The organism is Bacillus thuringiensis (genome assembly GCF_001182785.1).
Classification (GTDB): domain Bacteria; phylum Bacillota; class Bacilli; order Bacillales; family Bacillaceae_G; genus Bacillus_A; species Bacillus_A thuringiensis_S.
In genome coordinates this window covers 3,485,801-3,501,321 of sequence record NZ_CP012099.1, presented here as the reverse complement: position 1 = coordinate 3,501,321, position 15,521 = coordinate 3,485,801, and the positions used below count along the sequence as shown (strand labels likewise).

Here is a 15,521-nt window from a genome sequence, read left to right as displayed (position 1 = left end):
AGGAGGCAGTTCAAATGGAAATTAAATGTGTCAATCTAACATTTCAAGATGAATTAGTTCCTTTAGAAAAAGTAAATAAACTGATTATTCACCATACAGCTGAAGATGGATGGGACGTGTATAAAACGCATGAATTTCATCAAACTGTAAAAGGGTGGAGCGGGATTGGTTACAACTATTTTATCGAAAAGGACGGAACTGTAGTGGAAGGGCGAGGTTTACATATTGGAGCGCACGCGAAAGACCATAACCGTCATACAATTGGAATATGTATGACGGGAAATTTCGATAAATACGATCCCACTCCTGCACAAGTGAATGCATTATATTCTTTATGCAAAATGTTTATGAAGCAATTTGCTATAAAGAAAGAAAATATACTAGGTCATAGAGAGTTAGAAGGAGTTACAAAAAGCTGTCCTGGTAATCGTTTTTCTATGGTAGAGTTAAGGAAGATATTATCTTAAATATAGAGGAGTAACAGCGATGATGAATATAAAAATACCAAATGATAAAAAAGAAGAGCTTGTAGCGCAAATTCAGCAATTTTTCATGGAAGAAGATTTAGATGAAATTGGACGTTTCCAAGCAGAGCGTTTAATAGAAGAAATGATTAAATTAGTTGGACCATTTGCATACAATCAAGCAATTGGAGATGCAAGAAAGCTTGTAAGTGAGAAATTAACGAATATCGAAGAAGATTTATACGTGCTAGAGAAGAATGAAGGAAAATAAAAAAAGAGCCGATGGGCTCTTTTTTTATTTGATTGATAGCAAAAAAACATGGAGAAAACACGGAAAGGACATTGAAAATACACCTTTTATTTTTAGAATATTCTTAGTTTTAAAATACTTCAGAAAGGAAGATTGTAATGAGATTAACGCCAAGAGAAATTGATAAACTGCTAGTAGTTGTTGCGGCTGATTTAGCTTATCGACGAAAGGAGAGGGGGCTTAAGTTAAACTATCCAGAAAGTATTGCTATTATTACGTATGAAATTTTGGAAGGAGCAAGAGATGGTAAAAATGTAGCGGAATTAATGGAGCTTGGAAAAACCATTTTAAGTGCTGAAGATGTTATGGATGGTATTGCAGACATGATATCAGATATTCAAGTTGAGGCAACTTTTCCTGATGGAACAAAATTAGTAACTATTCATCAACCAATTCATTAAAGGAAGTGAATGTTATGATTCCAGGGCAATATATCCTTGCGAAAGAAGACATAGTATGTAATGGAAATAAAAAAGCAACGAAAGTCAAAGTACTAAATCAGGGAGATAGACCTATTCAAATTGGATCTCATTACCACTTTTATGAAGTGAATGAGGCGTTAAAATTCAATCGAAGTGTAGCAATTGGACGACATTTAAATATTCCAGCAGGTACAGCGGTAAGATTTGAGCCTGGAGATGAAAAAACGATTGAATTAGTTCCATATTCAGGGGAACAAGAAGTATATGGATTTAAAAATAAAGTGGATGGCGATATTCAATCTTATACAAAAAGAGGGAGATAGCATGAGTTTTAAGATGTCACGTAAACAATATGCTGATTTATATGGTCCAACTACAGGAGATTCTATTCGTTTAGCGGATACACAATTATTCGCACATGTTGATCGAAATGCCACTGTATATGGTGATGAAGCTGTCTTTGGTGGAGGAAAATCAATTAGGGATGGTATGGGACAAAATTCACAACTTACAAGAGAACAGGGGGTTGTGGATGTTGTTATTACCAATGCAATTATTATTGATTATACAGGAATATATAAAGCGGATGTTGGTATAAAAGATGGAAAGATTTCAGCAATAGGTAAGAGTGGTAATCCTTCAGTTATGGATAACATTGATATCATCATTGGAACATCAACGGAAGTAATTTCTGGTGAGCGGAAAATCGTTACAGCTGGAGGTATTGATACACATGTGCATTTCATATCCCCACAACAAATTGATACAGCATTAGCTTCAGGTATAACAACTTTAATTGGTGGGGGAACAGGACCGGCAGAAGGGACTAAGGCAACTACAATAACACCTGGATCTTGGAACTTAAGAAAAATGCTAGAAGCAGCAGAAGCTTTTCCTGTAAACCTTGGGTTTTTAGGGAAAGGAAATAGTTCAAGTCTACCTGCCCTGGAAGAACAAATATTTGCAGGGGCTATCGGATTGAAAATCCATGAAGATTGGGGAGCGACTTCTTCAGCAATTAATCACTCGTTACAGATTGCTGATAAATATGATATTCAAGTCGCTATTCATACGGATACTTTAAATGAATGTGGTTTTGTGGAAGAAACGATAAAAGCTATTGATAATCGTGTTATTCATACGTACCACACTGAAGGAGCTGGAGGTGGGCATGCACCAGATATTATAAAGATTGCTGCGCTGAATAATATTTTACCATCTTCAACGAACCCGACCTTGCCATATACAGTGAATACGCTGGATGAACATTTAGATATGCTCATGGTATGTCATCATTTAAAAGCGAATATTCCAGAAGATGTAATGTTTGCAGATTCAAGGATTCGAAAAGAAACAATCGCGGCAGAGGATATTTTGCAAGATCTAGGGGTTTTCAGCATGATTAGCTCTGACTCACAGGCGATGGGAAGGGTTGGCGAGGTTATTATTCGCAATTGGCAAACTGCCGATAAAATGAAAAAGCAGATTGGTAGTTTAGAGGGAGATAAAGAATATAACGATAATAATAGAATTCAACGTTATATAGCTAAGTATACAATTAATCCAGCTATTACACATGGGATTTCAGAATATGTTGGCTCTATTGAAGTAGGAAAGTATGCAGACCTTGTAATATGGGATCCACAATTTTTCGGTGTTAAGCCAGATATGGTTTTGAAAAATGGGATGGTAGTGATGGCATTAATGGGAGACGAGAATGCTTCGATTCCTACCCCACAACCATATTATGAAAAAAAGATGTTTGGTGCATATGGAAAAGCAGTACAGTCAAGTTCGATTACATTTGTATCGAAAGTAGCTTATGAGAATAATATTAAAGAAAAATTAGGTTTAAATAAAGTTGTATTACCTGTTAAAAATACGAGAGAGATTTCGAAGCGAGATATGAAACTAAATAATGCAACACCAAAAATTGAAGTAGATCCGCAGACATATGAAGTTAAAGTTGATGGACAAGTAATCACGTGTGAAGCAGTAGATATACTACCTATGGCTCAAAGATATTTTTTATTTTGATATAACGGGGGAGATAAAATGATTATTGAAAAAATTAATAACAACGTATGTAATATGAATAATTTTTCAAATACAACAAAGCATCTTGATAAAATATCGATTTCTAGTGAGCTTTTACTGAAGAGGGTTCAGAAATTATATTCAGAATCTGGTTTTGAAATTGGGGTGTCTTTAGATAGTGGAGAAACATTAAAGAACGGTGATATTTTATATGAAGATGAAAATCGAATTGTATATATTGAAGTATTACCAGAAGAGGTGATTGTAATTACTCCAACATCAATAAAAGAAATGGGAATTATTGCTCATAACTTAGGAAATAGACATTTACCAGCACAATTCGATGAAGGGTGCATGATTTTGGCAAATGACTACTTAGTAGAAGATTTACTTAAAAAGGAAGGTGTTCCTTATCAAAAAGAAAATAGAGTATTACCAAAACCATTCAAGCATGCTTCACACAAACATATTTAACCTACTTAACCTACTCCAAATTAGTGATTCGAACTTCCCAACAGGAAGTTTTAGTCACTCTTTTGGATTAGAAACGTTTATTCAAGAGGGACAAGTTACAAATAAAGCCGAATTTTTCAAATGGGTTAATCGATATATAAAGGTCCAATTAACATACACGGATGGCTTAATTTGCAAATGTACTTACGAAGCAATTAAGACTAATGAGGGAGAACAAATTACATTTTTAGATGATTTAATAACAGCACAAACACTGCCTTTTGAATGTAGAAAAGCAAATAGAATGATTAGTAAAAGTACTTCTAAATTATTGTGTGAATTGTTCTCATTTGTAAATTTAAATATATATAAAGAAAATATTATGGGTAATAAATTACAAGGTCATCCGAGTATCGTATACGGAATATTAGGGGCGGAATTGAAAATGACAATAGAAGAAACGCTCTTAGTTTTCTTATACTCAAGTGTTGGAAGTATAATTCAAAACGGTGTGAGAGCCATTCCTCTTGGACAAACAGATGGTCAAAAATTATTACAAGAATGCCATGAATTAATCTGTGAATCTATTGATAGAATTCAAATACTTTCATTAGAGGATTTTGGATTGAATGATCCTGAATTCGAAATAAATCAAATGCAACATGAAGATGTAAATGTAAGGGTCTTCATGTCATAGGGAGGAAAAAATAAAATGATAAAGCCTATTAGAATTGGTATCGGTGGCCCAGTAGGTGCTGGGAAAACAATGTTAGTTGAAAAGTTAACAAAACATCTAAATACAGATTATGAAATTGCAGCAATTACAAACGATATTTATACGAAAGAAGATGCAAAAATTTTATTGAAAACAGGTGTTTTACCAGAAGATAGAATTATTGGTGTAGAGACAGGAGGGTGCCCGCATACAGCAATTCGAGAGGACGCTTCTATGAATTTTGAAGCAATTGAAGAACTTATGATGAGACATAATAATTTAGATATTATTTTTATTGAAAGTGGGGGTGATAATTTAGCTGCCACATTTAGTCCGGAGCTAGTGGATTTTTCAATTTATATTATTGATGTGGCACAGGGAGAAAAGATTCCGCGTAAAGGTGGACAAGGAATGATCAAATCTGATGTATTTGTAATTAATAAAACGGATTTGGCACCTTATGTAGGGGCTGATCTTGGAGTTATGGAGCAGGATACGAAAAATTACCGACATAATAAACCATACTTTTTTACAAATTTGAAGGATGAAGAAGGTTTACAAGAATTAATAAATTGGATGCGACAAAACATTATGTTAGAAGGATTGAAAAAATGAAATCCCCTACAGGTGTCTTAAATATTGATGTGATGGAAAAGAGACATAAAACCGTACCTATTAAGGTTTATCATAAAGATGCCTTAAAAGTAACGCAGCCAATATATTTGGACGAGTATGGTAGAGCATATTACTATATTATGAATTCTGGTGGAGGCTATTTAAAAGGAGATTTCTATTCTATAAATATAAATGTTGGTAAAGATGCGAAAACATATATAACAAGCCAATCGGCAACGAAAGTTTACAAGACTCCAAATAGTTATGCTTTGCAAGAATTGAATTTTTATATTGGTGAGAATGCTGTTATGGAATATCTACCAGACCCGTTAATTATGTACAAGGATGCAGCATATAAGCAAAAAACCAATATATATATGCAAAATAATTCTACATTGATTTTATGCGATTCAGTTACGCCCGGTTGGTCGCCAAATATGGAGAAGTTCACATACCAATATTTTGATTCGTTAACAAAAATATATATGGAAAATAAACTTGTAGTATACGATCATCTATTGTTAAACCCTTTCAAAGAGTCGTTAGATCAAATGGGAATATTAAATCAATATTCCCATTATGGTACTTTCATAGTTATTAATGAGAACATTACAAATGATTTAATTGCAGCATTGAAAACATCACTATCTAACACTAACAATATGAAAATTGGAATATCTTCTACACCATGTAAAGGCTTTGTCATACGCATACTTAGTCATAATACAGAGGATATCGAGTCTATATTTTTTCAGTGTCATCGTTTTGTTAGAGAGCATTGTCTACATGAAGAATTAACATCCTATCGAAAATATTAAGTAAGAGAAGGGGATACTATGACTAATGTGGGATTATTGTTTGTCGGTGCAGTTCTATTTATGAATTCACTAGCAGCTTTTAAACTCATTGATAGCAAAAGTGTAGGATACTTTAATTTATTTGTAGGGGCATTACAAACTTTGACACCATTATATTTATTATTTACAGGAAGTCAATCCGATGAGTGGACTATCCTATCTAGTGGAACTATTTTTTTATTTGGTTTTACTTATTTATATGTTGGTCTTACGAATATATTAAAACTTGATTCTTCAGGTGTAGGTTACTATTCTCTTTGGGTTGCTATCATTGCAACGGTTATGGGAATAGTGAATCAATTACATGAGAGTGGAAGTTTACAAAGTACAATAATTTGGTTCTTTTGGGCATTCCTTTGGTTTTTATTTTTCCTACAAGATGGATTGAAAAAGAAGATTCATATTTATGTAGGTATTGTTTGCTTCGTTGAATCCTGGATTACTGCAACAGTACCAGCTCTGTTAACACTTACAAATCATACAGACGTGTTAAATAATTTTGTAATTATTTTAGTGACTATTATAACGATTGTAGTTTTTATTATGGCACTTTTCTTTTTCAAAAGTATTCAATTTAAAGTAGAAAGGGTTAGTAACTATGTGGAAAAGTGAACTGAAAAAGGCAACTAACTTTTTTGTTATTATTATATTTCTTCATGTGCTTGGAATTCTCTTATTATTACCGGCACTGTATAAAGGTAATAGCATAATCGGAATGGCTATTATTGCATATTCTTTAGGATTGCGTCATGCGTTTGATAGTGATCATATTGTCGCAATTGATAATACTGTTCGGAAATTAATTGAAAAAGGTAAAAACTCACAGGGGGTGGGATTTTACTTCTCACTAGGACACTCTACAGTAGTATTTGTGATGATTGTATTAATTGCTTTAATTGGAAAAACTGCAAAACATGGGATGGAGAGTTTTTCAACTATAGGCGGTATTATTGGTACAATCGTTTCTAGTACATTCCTTATCATTATCGGTCTTACCAATCTGTTGTACCTTATTAAAGTGTTACGAAGTCAAGAGGACAAACAGCTAGAAAACCTGGGATTTATATACCGTTTCACGCAGCGCTTATTTACATTTATTGATAGTCAGAAGCAATTGTATATGATCGGTTTTTTATTTGGGCTTGGTTTTGATACAGCGAGTGAAATTGGATTAATTGCTCTTTCTACAGTAACTGCAACAAGTCAATCTATTCCACTTGTAAGTATATTTGCTTTCCCCATTTTATTTGCTGCAGGAATGTCATTGATGGATACATTAGATAGTACATTCATGAATACGAATTATAAGTGGGCAATGGAAAATAGTCGAATAAGAAATTCATATAATGTATTAATTACCTCAATATCTGTTATAACGGCTTTTTTAATAGGGGGGTATCAACTATTATCTTTGCTTATTGAAAGCTATAATTTACAGGGACCGTTTTGGAATCTCATACAGGTAGTTAATTTTGATTATCTGGGTATATGTCTTGTAGTATTCTTTATTATTTCTCTTACTGTTTTTGCTGTATGGAATAGAAATGCCTTTAAAAAACCACTTACAAAGAGTATAGAGAAATAAAAATATATCATATGTTATTTGGTTCATTATATATAAAGTAAAATAAAAACACGTTAGATGAAAATACATCTAACGTGTTTTTATTATTTATGTTCCTTATATTCATGTACTTGTTCTTTCACATTACCAACTGTATCTTTAGCGGTGCCTTTCACCTTATCCCATTTTCCTTCAGCTTGTAACTTCTTATTGTCAGTTACTTTCCCGACAACTTCTTTTACTTCGCCCTTTACCTTATCAATGGCACCTTCTACTTTTTCTTTTAAACCGTGTTCGTGCTTAGTCATACATTTCTCCTCCTTGTAGTTTGATTAGAATTTTCTTTTCATATTGCAAGTTGAATGATGTATCTAGTAATAGCGTAACAAATTTAGTTTGAATATTCAAATGATTAACGGGATAGAAAAGGAATTGTCATAAAATGTTTAAAAATGTAACGGAAGGAGAAAGAAAGTAAATTATATGTCTTTTGCAGTCCATATCGATTTCGTATAAGCGATTTTCATATGGGCACGTTCCATATTATTTTGACTGCCGCTACCGAACCTTGCTTGTCCAACTATTAAAGTACAATTGGATTCAATAGCTGTCTTAATTTGTCTTTGAATTAATGCAGTGTGACAGCCTTTACGCTGAAATTCTGGCAAAGTAGCAGACGCAGTTAATGATGCGACACCTTTATTTATATACAGGACACCAATACCAGCAGGGATATTTTGAACTGCAGCTATGAAAAAATGCCATCCTGGTTCATTGTAAAGAATTTCGTTATTTTGGCGAACAGCATCTTTTGTAAAGGATGGCATATTAAATCCACGTACATATATGTCTGCAAAAATATCAAATTCATTTTCTTTTAGTTTTCGTATTGTAATATTAGAAGGAAGAAGTGATGAATCCTCTCTCGGTATACTATACAAAGCAGTATGGAAGCTAGATTGGTAAAAACCTTTTTGAGATAAGTATTGAAATAATTCAGTTGTACCTTGTGCTGGGGTAATTTCAAAACGACAAGGGATTTGTAGTGATTCATAATAAGAAATGATTGCATCAATCGCATCTGCATTTGTAATACCTTTTACCGTATTAAAAGCAGGACCGGCAATTATTTTTGATGAAAAGGCAGTGGCACTACCGAACTTTTTCATTTGCACTTGCATTGGATTTCCGATTATTGCTTGTAGTCCCTCTAATCTAGAAGAGAGCATATCAATTTCTGCATTTTCAATTTCTGTTGCTATATCGAGTGTCATAACAGTAGTCATAAAATTCCTCCATTAATAAATATCTTTCATAGTACATATACGATTTTTGTTTTGAGATTCCTGTTGTAATGTAAGAGAATAAGAAGTTTTTTGGAAGGGAAATGGAATTGAACTGTCGAAGGGAGTAGAAACAGATTAAAGGTGGTGCTCTCATGAAACAAAAAGCCGTGCAGACATGCTCTAATTGTGGTTCTCAAAACATAGGAGAAGGTGAGTTTGTCGGATATGCACAAATACGGAAAAAGGAAACGATGTTCACATCTTCACCGGTGGATGCTTATATTTGTACAGATTGCGGGAATATTCTTCTATTAAAAGTACGACATTATGAAAAGTTTAAGCAGAAGCCGTTATGATTATTGAGTAGTGGTTTTATTAGAAAAGTTAATAAGAGTAATATTTTACATATATATGAGTATGCCTCAGATAAAGAGATGAAAACATATACTGTACATAGTTCGTTATATGACACATAAAAATATATAGAAGAAATTGTGAGGCAGTAGGAGGAAGAAAAAACAGCTCCTCTTGGAATATTTCATATTTAAAACTCTTTTAAATGAATAAAGGAGTTTTTTTTGTTTTTTATAACAATATTTACCTTTAATTGTTATAATTGGTTATTGAGAGAGGGTGGTTTATTAACGCCATAATCATAGAAGAATAATAGCTAAATCGTATACAAAACCACTATATAACACATTCGCAACCGTAAGTTGACAAAGTGCAACCGCGGGAAGATAGAGATAAGGGGAATGTTTACATACAATTTAGGTAAGAAAACAAAGGGGGACACACATATGGGATTTGGTGAAAAGCTTTTTAAATTAAGAAAGGAAAAGGGCCTTTCTCAAGAAGCATTAGCTGAAAAATTAAATACAACAAGGCAAGCGGTTAGTAAATGGGAAAACGGTCAAGGTTTTCCTGAAACTGAAAAGTTAATAATGATTGGAAATGTATTTGAAGTATCACTTGACTATTTATTAAAAGAAACTGCTGAGCAAAGTAACGAAAAGGAAAATGGTTATTATGTAAGTAAGGAAATGGCAGAAGGGTATGTAGTGTATGGACAAAAAATTTCTAAATATATTGCATTAGGATTTAGCTTGCTTATTTTATCTACAATACCGTACTTATTATTTAAAGAAAATGCAACAATGTCTACGTTTCTTGTCATTATCATTGCAGTGCTTGGGATCGGAGCAATGATGGCATCTGTAACGATAGAAGAGAGTCGATACAATGTATTGAAAAAGGAAGAACTACTATTTGATCAAAACTTTCTAAAAGAATTGACCAAAAGATATGCGACTATTAAGAAGAAGTATACGGCAGTAGTGATCGTTGGATTTTGTTTTATTGCAGCAGGAGCGATACCGTTTTTATTTGAGAAAAAACGAATTACTTCAGGAGAACTCGTACAGTATTATCCTTATTGTGTTGTACTTATTGCTATCGGAGTTTATCTTTTTGTACGTGTGTTAGGAGTGTTAGAGACGTATCGGATTTTAGTAGAAAATAAGGAATACAGTAATCGTTTTATTTTTAAATTGAAAAAGAAAGTAAGGAAAAAGGTAGATAGTTTATAAAAAATAAAAAACATGTTTCGAATCAATGTATTCAAAACATGTTTTTTATCGTTCTGAATTATTTCCAAAGAAATAATTCAGAAAATACAGAAAAATGTCGTAATCATTTGTAGAAGTCTGTTATAATAAACGAAAAAATGAAAACGTTTTAAAGGGGGACATAACCAATATGATGATGAATGTACCGCTAACAATTAGTTCTATGATGGAAAGAGCAGAGAAACTGTTTTCGAAGAAAGAAATTGTTTCACGGACACATGATACAGTTACAACGTTAACGTATAAGCAGTTAGGGGAAAGAACGAGAAGACTTTCCAGTGCGTTGAAAAAGCTTGGAATTAAAGAAAGTGAACGTGTAGGAACGTTAGCGTGGAACCATCATCGGCATGTGGAAGCGTATTTTGCTATTCCAGGTATTGCTTCTGTTTTGCACACAATTAATATTCGTTTATCTCCTCAACATATTTCATACATTATTCAGCATGCAGAAGATCGAATTCTACTTATAGATGAAGATATTGTACCACTCGTTGAAAGTATTCAATCCGAATTATCAACTGTACAAGCCTACATTGTTATGACTGATAAAGATGAGCTCCCAAAAACTACACTTCAGCCTGTATATCATTATGAAAAGCTATTAGAAGAAGGCGATCCCAATTTCCAATTTGTAAAAGATATTGATGAAAATACACCTGCTGGTATGTGTTATACGTCAGCGACTACAGGAAATCCAAAAGGTGTTGTATATACGCATCGTAGTACTGTATTACACTGTATGGCACTCGGTTTAGCTGATACAGCTGCTTTATCGGAAAGTGATGCAGCAATGGCAATCGTCCCGATGTTTCATGTGAACGCTTGGGGACTTCCTTTTGCGGCTACTTGGTTTGGATCAAAACAAGTTCTTCCTGGACCGATGTTTACTCCGAAAATTTTATTAGAGATGATTCAATCAGAAAAAGTGACGTTAGCTGCGGGTGTGCCGACAATTTGGCTCGGCGTATTACAAGAGTTAGAAAATAATAGTTACGATTTATCTAGTATGACGAGAATACTATGCGGAGGTGCAGCGGCGCCGAAAAGTGTTATTAAAGCATTTGAACAGAAACATAATGTTCCGTTCATACATGCATATGGTATGACTGAAACGAGTCCACTCGTAACACTTGCACGTTTAAAAAGTTATGAAACGGAATTATCGTATGAAGAGCAACTAGAAATTCGCTCCAAACAAGGATATCTTGTACCTGGTGTCGAGATGAAAGTAGTCGGTACAAATGGTGAAGTGAAGTGGGATGGTACTGAGATGGGAGAATTATGTTTACGAGCACCTTGGATCGCTGAAAGCTATTATAACGATGATCGTACTGTCGAAGGTTTTCGCGATGGATGGTTATATACTGGTGATGTTGTCACAGTCGATGAGGAAGGTTGCGTGAAAATTGTTGACCGTACGAAGGATGTTATTAAAAGCGGGGGAGAATGGATTTCTTCGGTCGATCTTGAAAATGCTTTAATGGCACATGATGCTATATTTGAAGCGGCTGTCGTTGCAGTTCCTCATCCTCAGTGGCAAGAGCGACCAATTGCCTGCGTTGTTCAAAAGAAAAATAGTACGGTTACAAAAGAAGAAATATATGAGTTTTTAAAACCACAGTTTGCGAAGTGGTGGTTGCCAGACGATATTGTTTTTATGGAAGAAATACCGAAAACATCTGTTGGGAAGTTTTTAAAACAGGCGCTTCGGAAAGAACTGGAGCATTTGCATAGAGAGAAATAAGTGAACTTCTATTTGTAAACTCTAATACATTAATGGTTGACAAAAGAGGGGTGGAAAGATAATATAATTTTTGTGATATGTTATCTAAAATAAATTTTAAGTTTACAAATAGGAGAAGCAAATATGAATACAAAAAACTTAGTTTTTGTCGCTTTATTTAGTTCTATTATGGGAGTGTTAGGGTTAATACCTCCGATTGCTCTTTCTATTACACCAGTTCCAATTACATTGCAATCACTCGGTGTTATGCTTGCGGGTGGGTTGTTAGGCTCACGACTAGGTGCATTAAGTCAGCTTATTTTCTTACTTATTGTAGGAGTAGGAGCACCATTACTTGCTGGTGGACGCGGTGGCCTTGGTGTATTTGTTGGACCAAGTGCAGGATATTTACTTGGTTACATTATTGGGGCGTTTGTTATTGGTTATTTAATTGAGCGTTTACGTGAAGTTTCTATTATAAAAGTATTATGTATTAATATAATTGGTGGTATTTTCGTAGTTTATGTATTTGGTATTACTGTACAAGCGTTCTTAATGGATGTTTCTGTATGGGAGACAATGAAAGTGAGTGCTGTGTTTTTACCAGGGGATTGTATAAAAGCAATTATTGCGGCAGTTCTCGTAACAAAATTACATCGTTCATTGAAACATATTATTACGCCCGCTTTAAAGAATGGAAAATATACAAATGCGGGATGATAAAGGGAAGAAACACGTTAATTGCGTGTTTCTTTTTATTATTTTTGTAAAGAAAGGACGTCTCATATGGGGATTACAAAAGAATATAAAAAGCATGCCTCTTTACAACCAAATAAAATAGCGATAAAGGAAAATGATAGAGTATTAACATATAAAGAGTGGTTCGAGTCAGTTTGTAAAGTAGCAAACTGGTTAAATGAAAAAGAATCGAAGAATAAAACAATAGCAATCCTATTAGAAAATCGTATAGAGTTTTTACAACTATTTTCTGGTGCCGCTATGGCCGGGTGGGTTTGTGTTCCGTTAGATATAAAGTGGAAACAAGATGAGCTCAGAGAAAGAATTGAAATCAGTAATCCGGATATGATTGTGACAGAACGATATAAGGTAAATGATCTATTAGATGAAGAAGGAAGAGTAATTGAAATTGATGGGTGGAAAAGAATGATAGAGAAATATCTTCCTACATATTCCACTGTAGAAAGTGTACAACATGCTCCTTTTTATATGGGATTTACATCAGGATCAACAGGAACAGCAAAAGCATTTTTACGTGCACAACAATCGTGGGTTCATAGTTTTGATTGTAATGTACATGACTTTCATATGAAAAGGGAGGATTCGATTTTAATAGCTGGGACGCTCGTTCATTCTCTTTTCTTATACGGGGCAATAAGTGCATTATATGTAGGACAAACGGTGTACATTATGAGAAAGTTCATTCCAAATCAAGTACTAGATAAGTTAGAAACTGAAAATATATCAGTTATGTATACAGTTCCGACAATGCTTGAATCTTTATATAAAGAAAATAGAGTAATAGAAAATAAAGTGAAAATTATTTCGTCAGGAGCGAAATGGGAAGCTGAAGCGAAAGGAAAAATAAAGAATATATTTCCTTATGCGAAAAGATATGAATTTTATGGTGCATCAGAGTTAAGTTTTGTAACAGCACTAGTCGATGAAGAAAGCGAAAGAAGGCCAAATTCAGTAGGAAAACCTTGTCATAATGTGCAAATTCGAATATGTAATGAAGCAGGCGAAGAAGTACAAAAAGGTGAAATAGGAACTGTTTATGTGAAAAGTGATCAGTTTTTTATGGGATACATAATAGATGGGGTTTTAACACGGGAGTTGAATGCAGAAGGCTGGATGACAGTGCGAGATGTAGGCTATGAAGATGAAGAAGGCTTTATATATATTGTTGGTAGAGAGAAGAATATGATTTTATTTGGAGGAATTAATATTTTCCCAGAAGAAATAGAAAGTGTATTACATGAACACCCAGCTGTAGATGAAATAGTTGTAATTGGTGTGAAAGATAGTTACTGGGGTGAAAAGCCCGTCGCGATCGTAAAAGGAAGTGCTACAAAGCAACAATTAAAGAGTTTTTGCTTACAACGATTATCTTCGTTTAAAATACCGAAAGAATGGCATTTTGTAGATGGAATACCTTATACAAATAGTGGGAAAATCGCTCGTATGGAAGCAAAAAGTATGATTGAAAACCGGGAGAAGATATATGAATAGAGCGGTTATTGTAGAAGCGAAAAGGACGCCCATTGGTAAGAAGAATGGGATGTTTAAAGATTATGAAGTTCAGCAATTAGCAGCGCCGCTTCTTACGTTTTTAAGTAAAGGAATTGAGAGAGAGATAGACGATGTTATATTAGGGAATGTTGTTGGACCGGGAGGGAATGTTGCAAGATTATCTGCTTTAGAGGCAGGACTTGGCTATTATATTCCTGGTGTAACGATTGATCGGCAATGTGGTGCTGGATTGGAAGCGATTCGCACCGCATGTCATTTCATTCAAGGCGGGGCAGGTACTTGTTATATCGCAGGAGGAGTAGAGAGTACAAGTACGTCACCTTTTCAAAAAAGAGCACGATTTTCACCTGAAACAATTGGTGATCCTGACATGGGAGTAGCGGCTGAATATGTTGTGGAGCGTTATAACATAACGAGAGAAATGCAAGACGAGTACGCTTGTCTTAGTTATAAGCGGACACTGCAAGCGTTAGAAAAAAGATATATACATGATGAAATATTTTCTTTTAATGGATTATTAGATGAATCTATAAAGCTAGAAATGAATTATGAACGAATCATTAAAAGAACAAAGCCCGCATTTTTAAAAAATGGTACAGTAACGGCAGGTAATTCATGTGGTGTAAATGATGGGGCATGTGCTGTTCTTGTTATGGAAGAGGGGAAAGCTCGGAAATTAGGTTATAAACCTGTTCTTCGTTTCGTTCACAGTGCTGTGGTTGGAGTGGATCCTAATCTCCCGGGAACGGGTCCAATATTTGCGGTGAATAAATTATTAAATGAAATGAATGTAAAGGTAGAGGACATCGATTATTTTGAAATAAATGAAGCGTTTGCTTCAAAAGTTGTAGCTTGTGCAAATGAATTACAAATTCCTTACGAAAAATTAAATATAAATGGTGGTGCAATTGCGCTCGGTCATCCGTACGGTGCATCTGGATCTATGCTTGTAACACGCTTGTTTTATCAGGCGCAAAGAGAGTCTATGAAATATGGAGTTGCTACATTAGGAATTGGAGGTGGGATAGGGATTGCGCTATTATTTGAGAAAGTAGAAGACTAGCGAGGTATTAACTATACTAAAATGGTAATAGGATAGTATGTTCAATATAGAACAAATATCCTATTTTTTTCACACATAATAGACTGAATAATCAGATGTAAAAAAGATTGTCT

The 15,521-nt window shown here is 34.3% G+C and carries 19 protein-coding genes; 17 read left to right on the top strand and 2 right to left on the bottom strand.

The genetic code is table 11. The annotated features are described in order from the left end of the window. The first annotated feature begins 14 nt into the window (after positions 1–14). The 11 genes from AC241_RS17935 to AC241_RS17885 all read left to right on the top strand — a co-directional run bounded on the left by AC241_RS17935 (position 15) and on the right by AC241_RS17885 (position 7,458). The gene (locus AC241_RS17935; RefSeq protein ID WP_029443046.1) at positions 15–467 is read left to right on the top strand and encodes a peptidoglycan recognition protein family protein; all 453 of its coding nucleotides are present in this window, start codon (positions 15–17) and stop codon (positions 465–467) included. A gap of 19 nt (positions 468–486) precedes the next feature. Further along, entirely contained in the window at positions 487–735 is a 249-nt protein-coding gene (locus AC241_RS17930) for a DUF2164 domain-containing protein (protein WP_000981064.1), read from the top strand. 137 nt (positions 736–872) lie between these two features. Beyond that, positions 873–1,175, top strand: a complete 303-nt coding sequence (locus tag AC241_RS17925; protein ID WP_001241328.1) for an urease subunit gamma — start codon at positions 873–875, stop codon at positions 1,173–1,175. A gap of 14 nt (positions 1,176–1,189) precedes the next feature. After that, on the top strand, positions 1,190–1,519 hold the full coding sequence (locus AC241_RS17920; protein ID WP_016080650.1) for an urease subunit beta: 330 nt from the start codon (positions 1,190–1,192) through the stop codon (positions 1,517–1,519). A 1-nt stretch (position 1,520) separates the two neighbouring features. Further along, a complete protein-coding gene (gene ureC / locus AC241_RS17915) occupies positions 1,521–3,233 on the top strand; it encodes an urease subunit alpha (RefSeq protein ID WP_043315353.1) in 1,713 nt (570 codons plus the stop codon). 18 nt (positions 3,234–3,251) lie between these two features. Further along, a complete protein-coding gene (locus tag AC241_RS17910; RefSeq protein ID WP_016080652.1) occupies positions 3,252–3,707 on the top strand; it encodes an urease accessory protein UreE in 456 nt (151 codons plus the stop codon). Continuing rightward, on the top strand, positions 3,685–4,383 hold the full coding sequence (locus AC241_RS17905; protein WP_050844417.1) for an urease accessory protein UreF: 699 nt from the start codon (positions 3,685–3,687) through the stop codon (positions 4,381–4,383). The genes AC241_RS17910 and AC241_RS17905 overlap by 23 nt, the downstream gene beginning before the upstream one ends. 15 nt (positions 4,384–4,398) lie before the next feature. Next, positions 4,399–5,016: an urease accessory protein UreG gene (gene ureG / locus AC241_RS17900; RefSeq protein WP_016080654.1), complete on the top strand. Its 618-nt coding sequence runs from the start codon at positions 4,399–4,401 to the stop codon at positions 5,014–5,016. Next, positions 5,013–5,834, top strand: coding sequence for an urease accessory protein UreD (locus tag AC241_RS17895; RefSeq protein ID WP_016080655.1), 822 nt, complete (start codon positions 5,013–5,015; stop codon positions 5,832–5,834). The genes ureG and AC241_RS17895 overlap by 4 nt, the downstream gene beginning before the upstream one ends. A gap of 18 nt (positions 5,835–5,852) precedes the next feature. Further along, entirely contained in the window at positions 5,853–6,485 is a 633-nt protein-coding gene (locus AC241_RS17890) for an AmiS/UreI family transporter (RefSeq protein WP_043936434.1), read from the top strand. Continuing rightward, entirely contained in the window at positions 6,472–7,458 is a 987-nt protein-coding gene (locus AC241_RS17885; protein ID WP_016080657.1) for a HoxN/HupN/NixA family nickel/cobalt transporter, read from the top strand. Before AC241_RS17890 ends, AC241_RS17885 begins: the two co-directional genes overlap by 14 nt. Before the next feature lie 83 nt (positions 7,459–7,541). On the opposite strand, the gene AC241_RS17880 is transcribed toward AC241_RS17885, so the two are convergent. Beyond that, positions 7,542–7,745 (bottom strand): CsbD family protein, encoded by a 204-nt coding sequence (locus tag AC241_RS17880; protein WP_016080658.1) that lies wholly within the window; start codon positions 7,743–7,745, stop codon positions 7,542–7,544. 171 nt (positions 7,746–7,916) lie between these two features. After that, positions 7,917–8,723 (bottom strand): GNAT family N-acetyltransferase, encoded by an 807-nt coding sequence (locus AC241_RS17875; protein ID WP_050844416.1) that lies wholly within the window; start codon positions 8,721–8,723, stop codon positions 7,917–7,919. A 152-nt stretch (positions 8,724–8,875) separates the two neighbouring features. Between AC241_RS17875 and AC241_RS17870 the strand changes: the two genes are divergently transcribed. The 6 genes from AC241_RS17870 (at position 8,876) to AC241_RS17845 (ending at position 15,408) form a co-directional block, all read left to right on the top strand. Next, positions 8,876–9,079 carry a hypothetical protein gene (locus AC241_RS17870; protein ID WP_000810192.1) on the top strand — a complete coding sequence of 68 codons (204 nt, stop codon included), beginning with the start codon at positions 8,876–8,878 and terminating at the stop codon, positions 9,077–9,079. Between the two features lie 444 nt (positions 9,080–9,523). After that, positions 9,524–10,312, top strand: a complete 789-nt coding sequence (locus AC241_RS17865; RefSeq protein ID WP_029443041.1) for a helix-turn-helix domain-containing protein — start codon at positions 9,524–9,526, stop codon at positions 10,310–10,312. Positions 10,313–10,481: 169 nt separating this feature from the next. After that, on the top strand, positions 10,482–12,095 hold the full coding sequence (locus AC241_RS17860) for a long-chain fatty acid--CoA ligase (protein ID WP_050844415.1): 1,614 nt from the start codon (positions 10,482–10,484) through the stop codon (positions 12,093–12,095). A gap of 123 nt (positions 12,096–12,218) precedes the next feature. Further along, complete coding sequence (locus AC241_RS17855; protein WP_001093334.1) at positions 12,219–12,794, top strand: biotin transporter BioY; 576 nt, start codon at positions 12,219–12,221, stop codon at positions 12,792–12,794. A 66-nt stretch (positions 12,795–12,860) separates the two neighbouring features. Then, positions 12,861–14,324: an acyl-CoA synthetase gene (locus AC241_RS17850; protein WP_050844414.1), complete on the top strand. Its 1,464-nt coding sequence runs from the start codon at positions 12,861–12,863 to the stop codon at positions 14,322–14,324. Beyond that, the gene (locus tag AC241_RS17845) at positions 14,317–15,408 is read left to right on the top strand and encodes an acetyl-CoA C-acyltransferase (protein WP_050844413.1); all 1,092 of its coding nucleotides are present in this window, start codon (positions 14,317–14,319) and stop codon (positions 15,406–15,408) included. The genes AC241_RS17850 and AC241_RS17845 overlap by 8 nt, the downstream gene beginning before the upstream one ends. Positions 15,409–15,521 lie beyond the last annotated feature (113 nt).

Bases quoted from the DNA above. Each gene is read 5' to 3' on its own strand.
- AC241_RS17925 (WP_001241328.1), top strand. From the start codon at position 873: ATGAGATTAACGCCAAGAGAAATTGATAAACTGCTAGTAGTTGTTGCG.
- AC241_RS17845 (WP_050844413.1), top strand. From the start codon at position 14,317: ATGAATAGAGCGGTTATTGTAGAAGCGAAAAGGACGCCCATTGGTAAG.
- AC241_RS17865 (WP_029443041.1), top strand. From the start codon at position 9,524: ATGGGATTTGGTGAAAAGCTTTTTAAATTAAGAAAGGAAAAGGGCCTT.
- ureG (WP_016080654.1), top strand. From the start codon at position 4,399: ATGATAAAGCCTATTAGAATTGGTATCGGTGGCCCAGTAGGTGCTGGG.
- AC241_RS17855 (WP_001093334.1), top strand. From the start codon at position 12,219: ATGAATACAAAAAACTTAGTTTTTGTCGCTTTATTTAGTTCTATTATG.
- AC241_RS17890 (WP_043936434.1), top strand. From the start codon at position 5,853: ATGACTAATGTGGGATTATTGTTTGTCGGTGCAGTTCTATTTATGAAT.
- AC241_RS17935 (WP_029443046.1), top strand. From the start codon at position 15: ATGGAAATTAAATGTGTCAATCTAACATTTCAAGATGAATTAGTTCCT.
- AC241_RS17860 (WP_050844415.1), top strand. From the start codon at position 10,482: ATGATGATGAATGTACCGCTAACAATTAGTTCTATGATGGAAAGAGCA.
- AC241_RS17920 (WP_016080650.1), top strand. From the start codon at position 1,190: ATGATTCCAGGGCAATATATCCTTGCGAAAGAAGACATAGTATGTAAT.
- AC241_RS17885 (WP_016080657.1), top strand. From the start codon at position 6,472: ATGTGGAAAAGTGAACTGAAAAAGGCAACTAACTTTTTTGTTATTATT.
- AC241_RS17870 (WP_000810192.1), top strand. From the start codon at position 8,876: ATGAAACAAAAAGCCGTGCAGACATGCTCTAATTGTGGTTCTCAAAAC.
- AC241_RS17910 (WP_016080652.1), top strand. From the start codon at position 3,252: ATGATTATTGAAAAAATTAATAACAACGTATGTAATATGAATAATTTT.
- AC241_RS17875 (WP_050844416.1), bottom strand. From the start codon at position 8,723: ATGACTACTGTTATGACACTCGATATAGCAACAGAAATTGAAAATGCA.
- ureC (WP_043315353.1), top strand. From the start codon at position 1,521: ATGAGTTTTAAGATGTCACGTAAACAATATGCTGATTTATATGGTCCA.
- AC241_RS17880 (WP_016080658.1), bottom strand. From the start codon at position 7,745: ATGACTAAGCACGAACACGGTTTAAAAGAAAAAGTAGAAGGTGCCATT.
- AC241_RS17895 (WP_016080655.1), top strand. From the start codon at position 5,013: ATGAAATCCCCTACAGGTGTCTTAAATATTGATGTGATGGAAAAGAGA.
- AC241_RS17850 (WP_050844414.1), top strand. From the start codon at position 12,861: ATGGGGATTACAAAAGAATATAAAAAGCATGCCTCTTTACAACCAAAT.
- AC241_RS17905 (WP_050844417.1), top strand. From the start codon at position 3,685: ATGCTTCACACAAACATATTTAACCTACTTAACCTACTCCAAATTAGT.
- AC241_RS17930 (WP_000981064.1), top strand. From the start codon at position 487: ATGATGAATATAAAAATACCAAATGATAAAAAAGAAGAGCTTGTAGCG.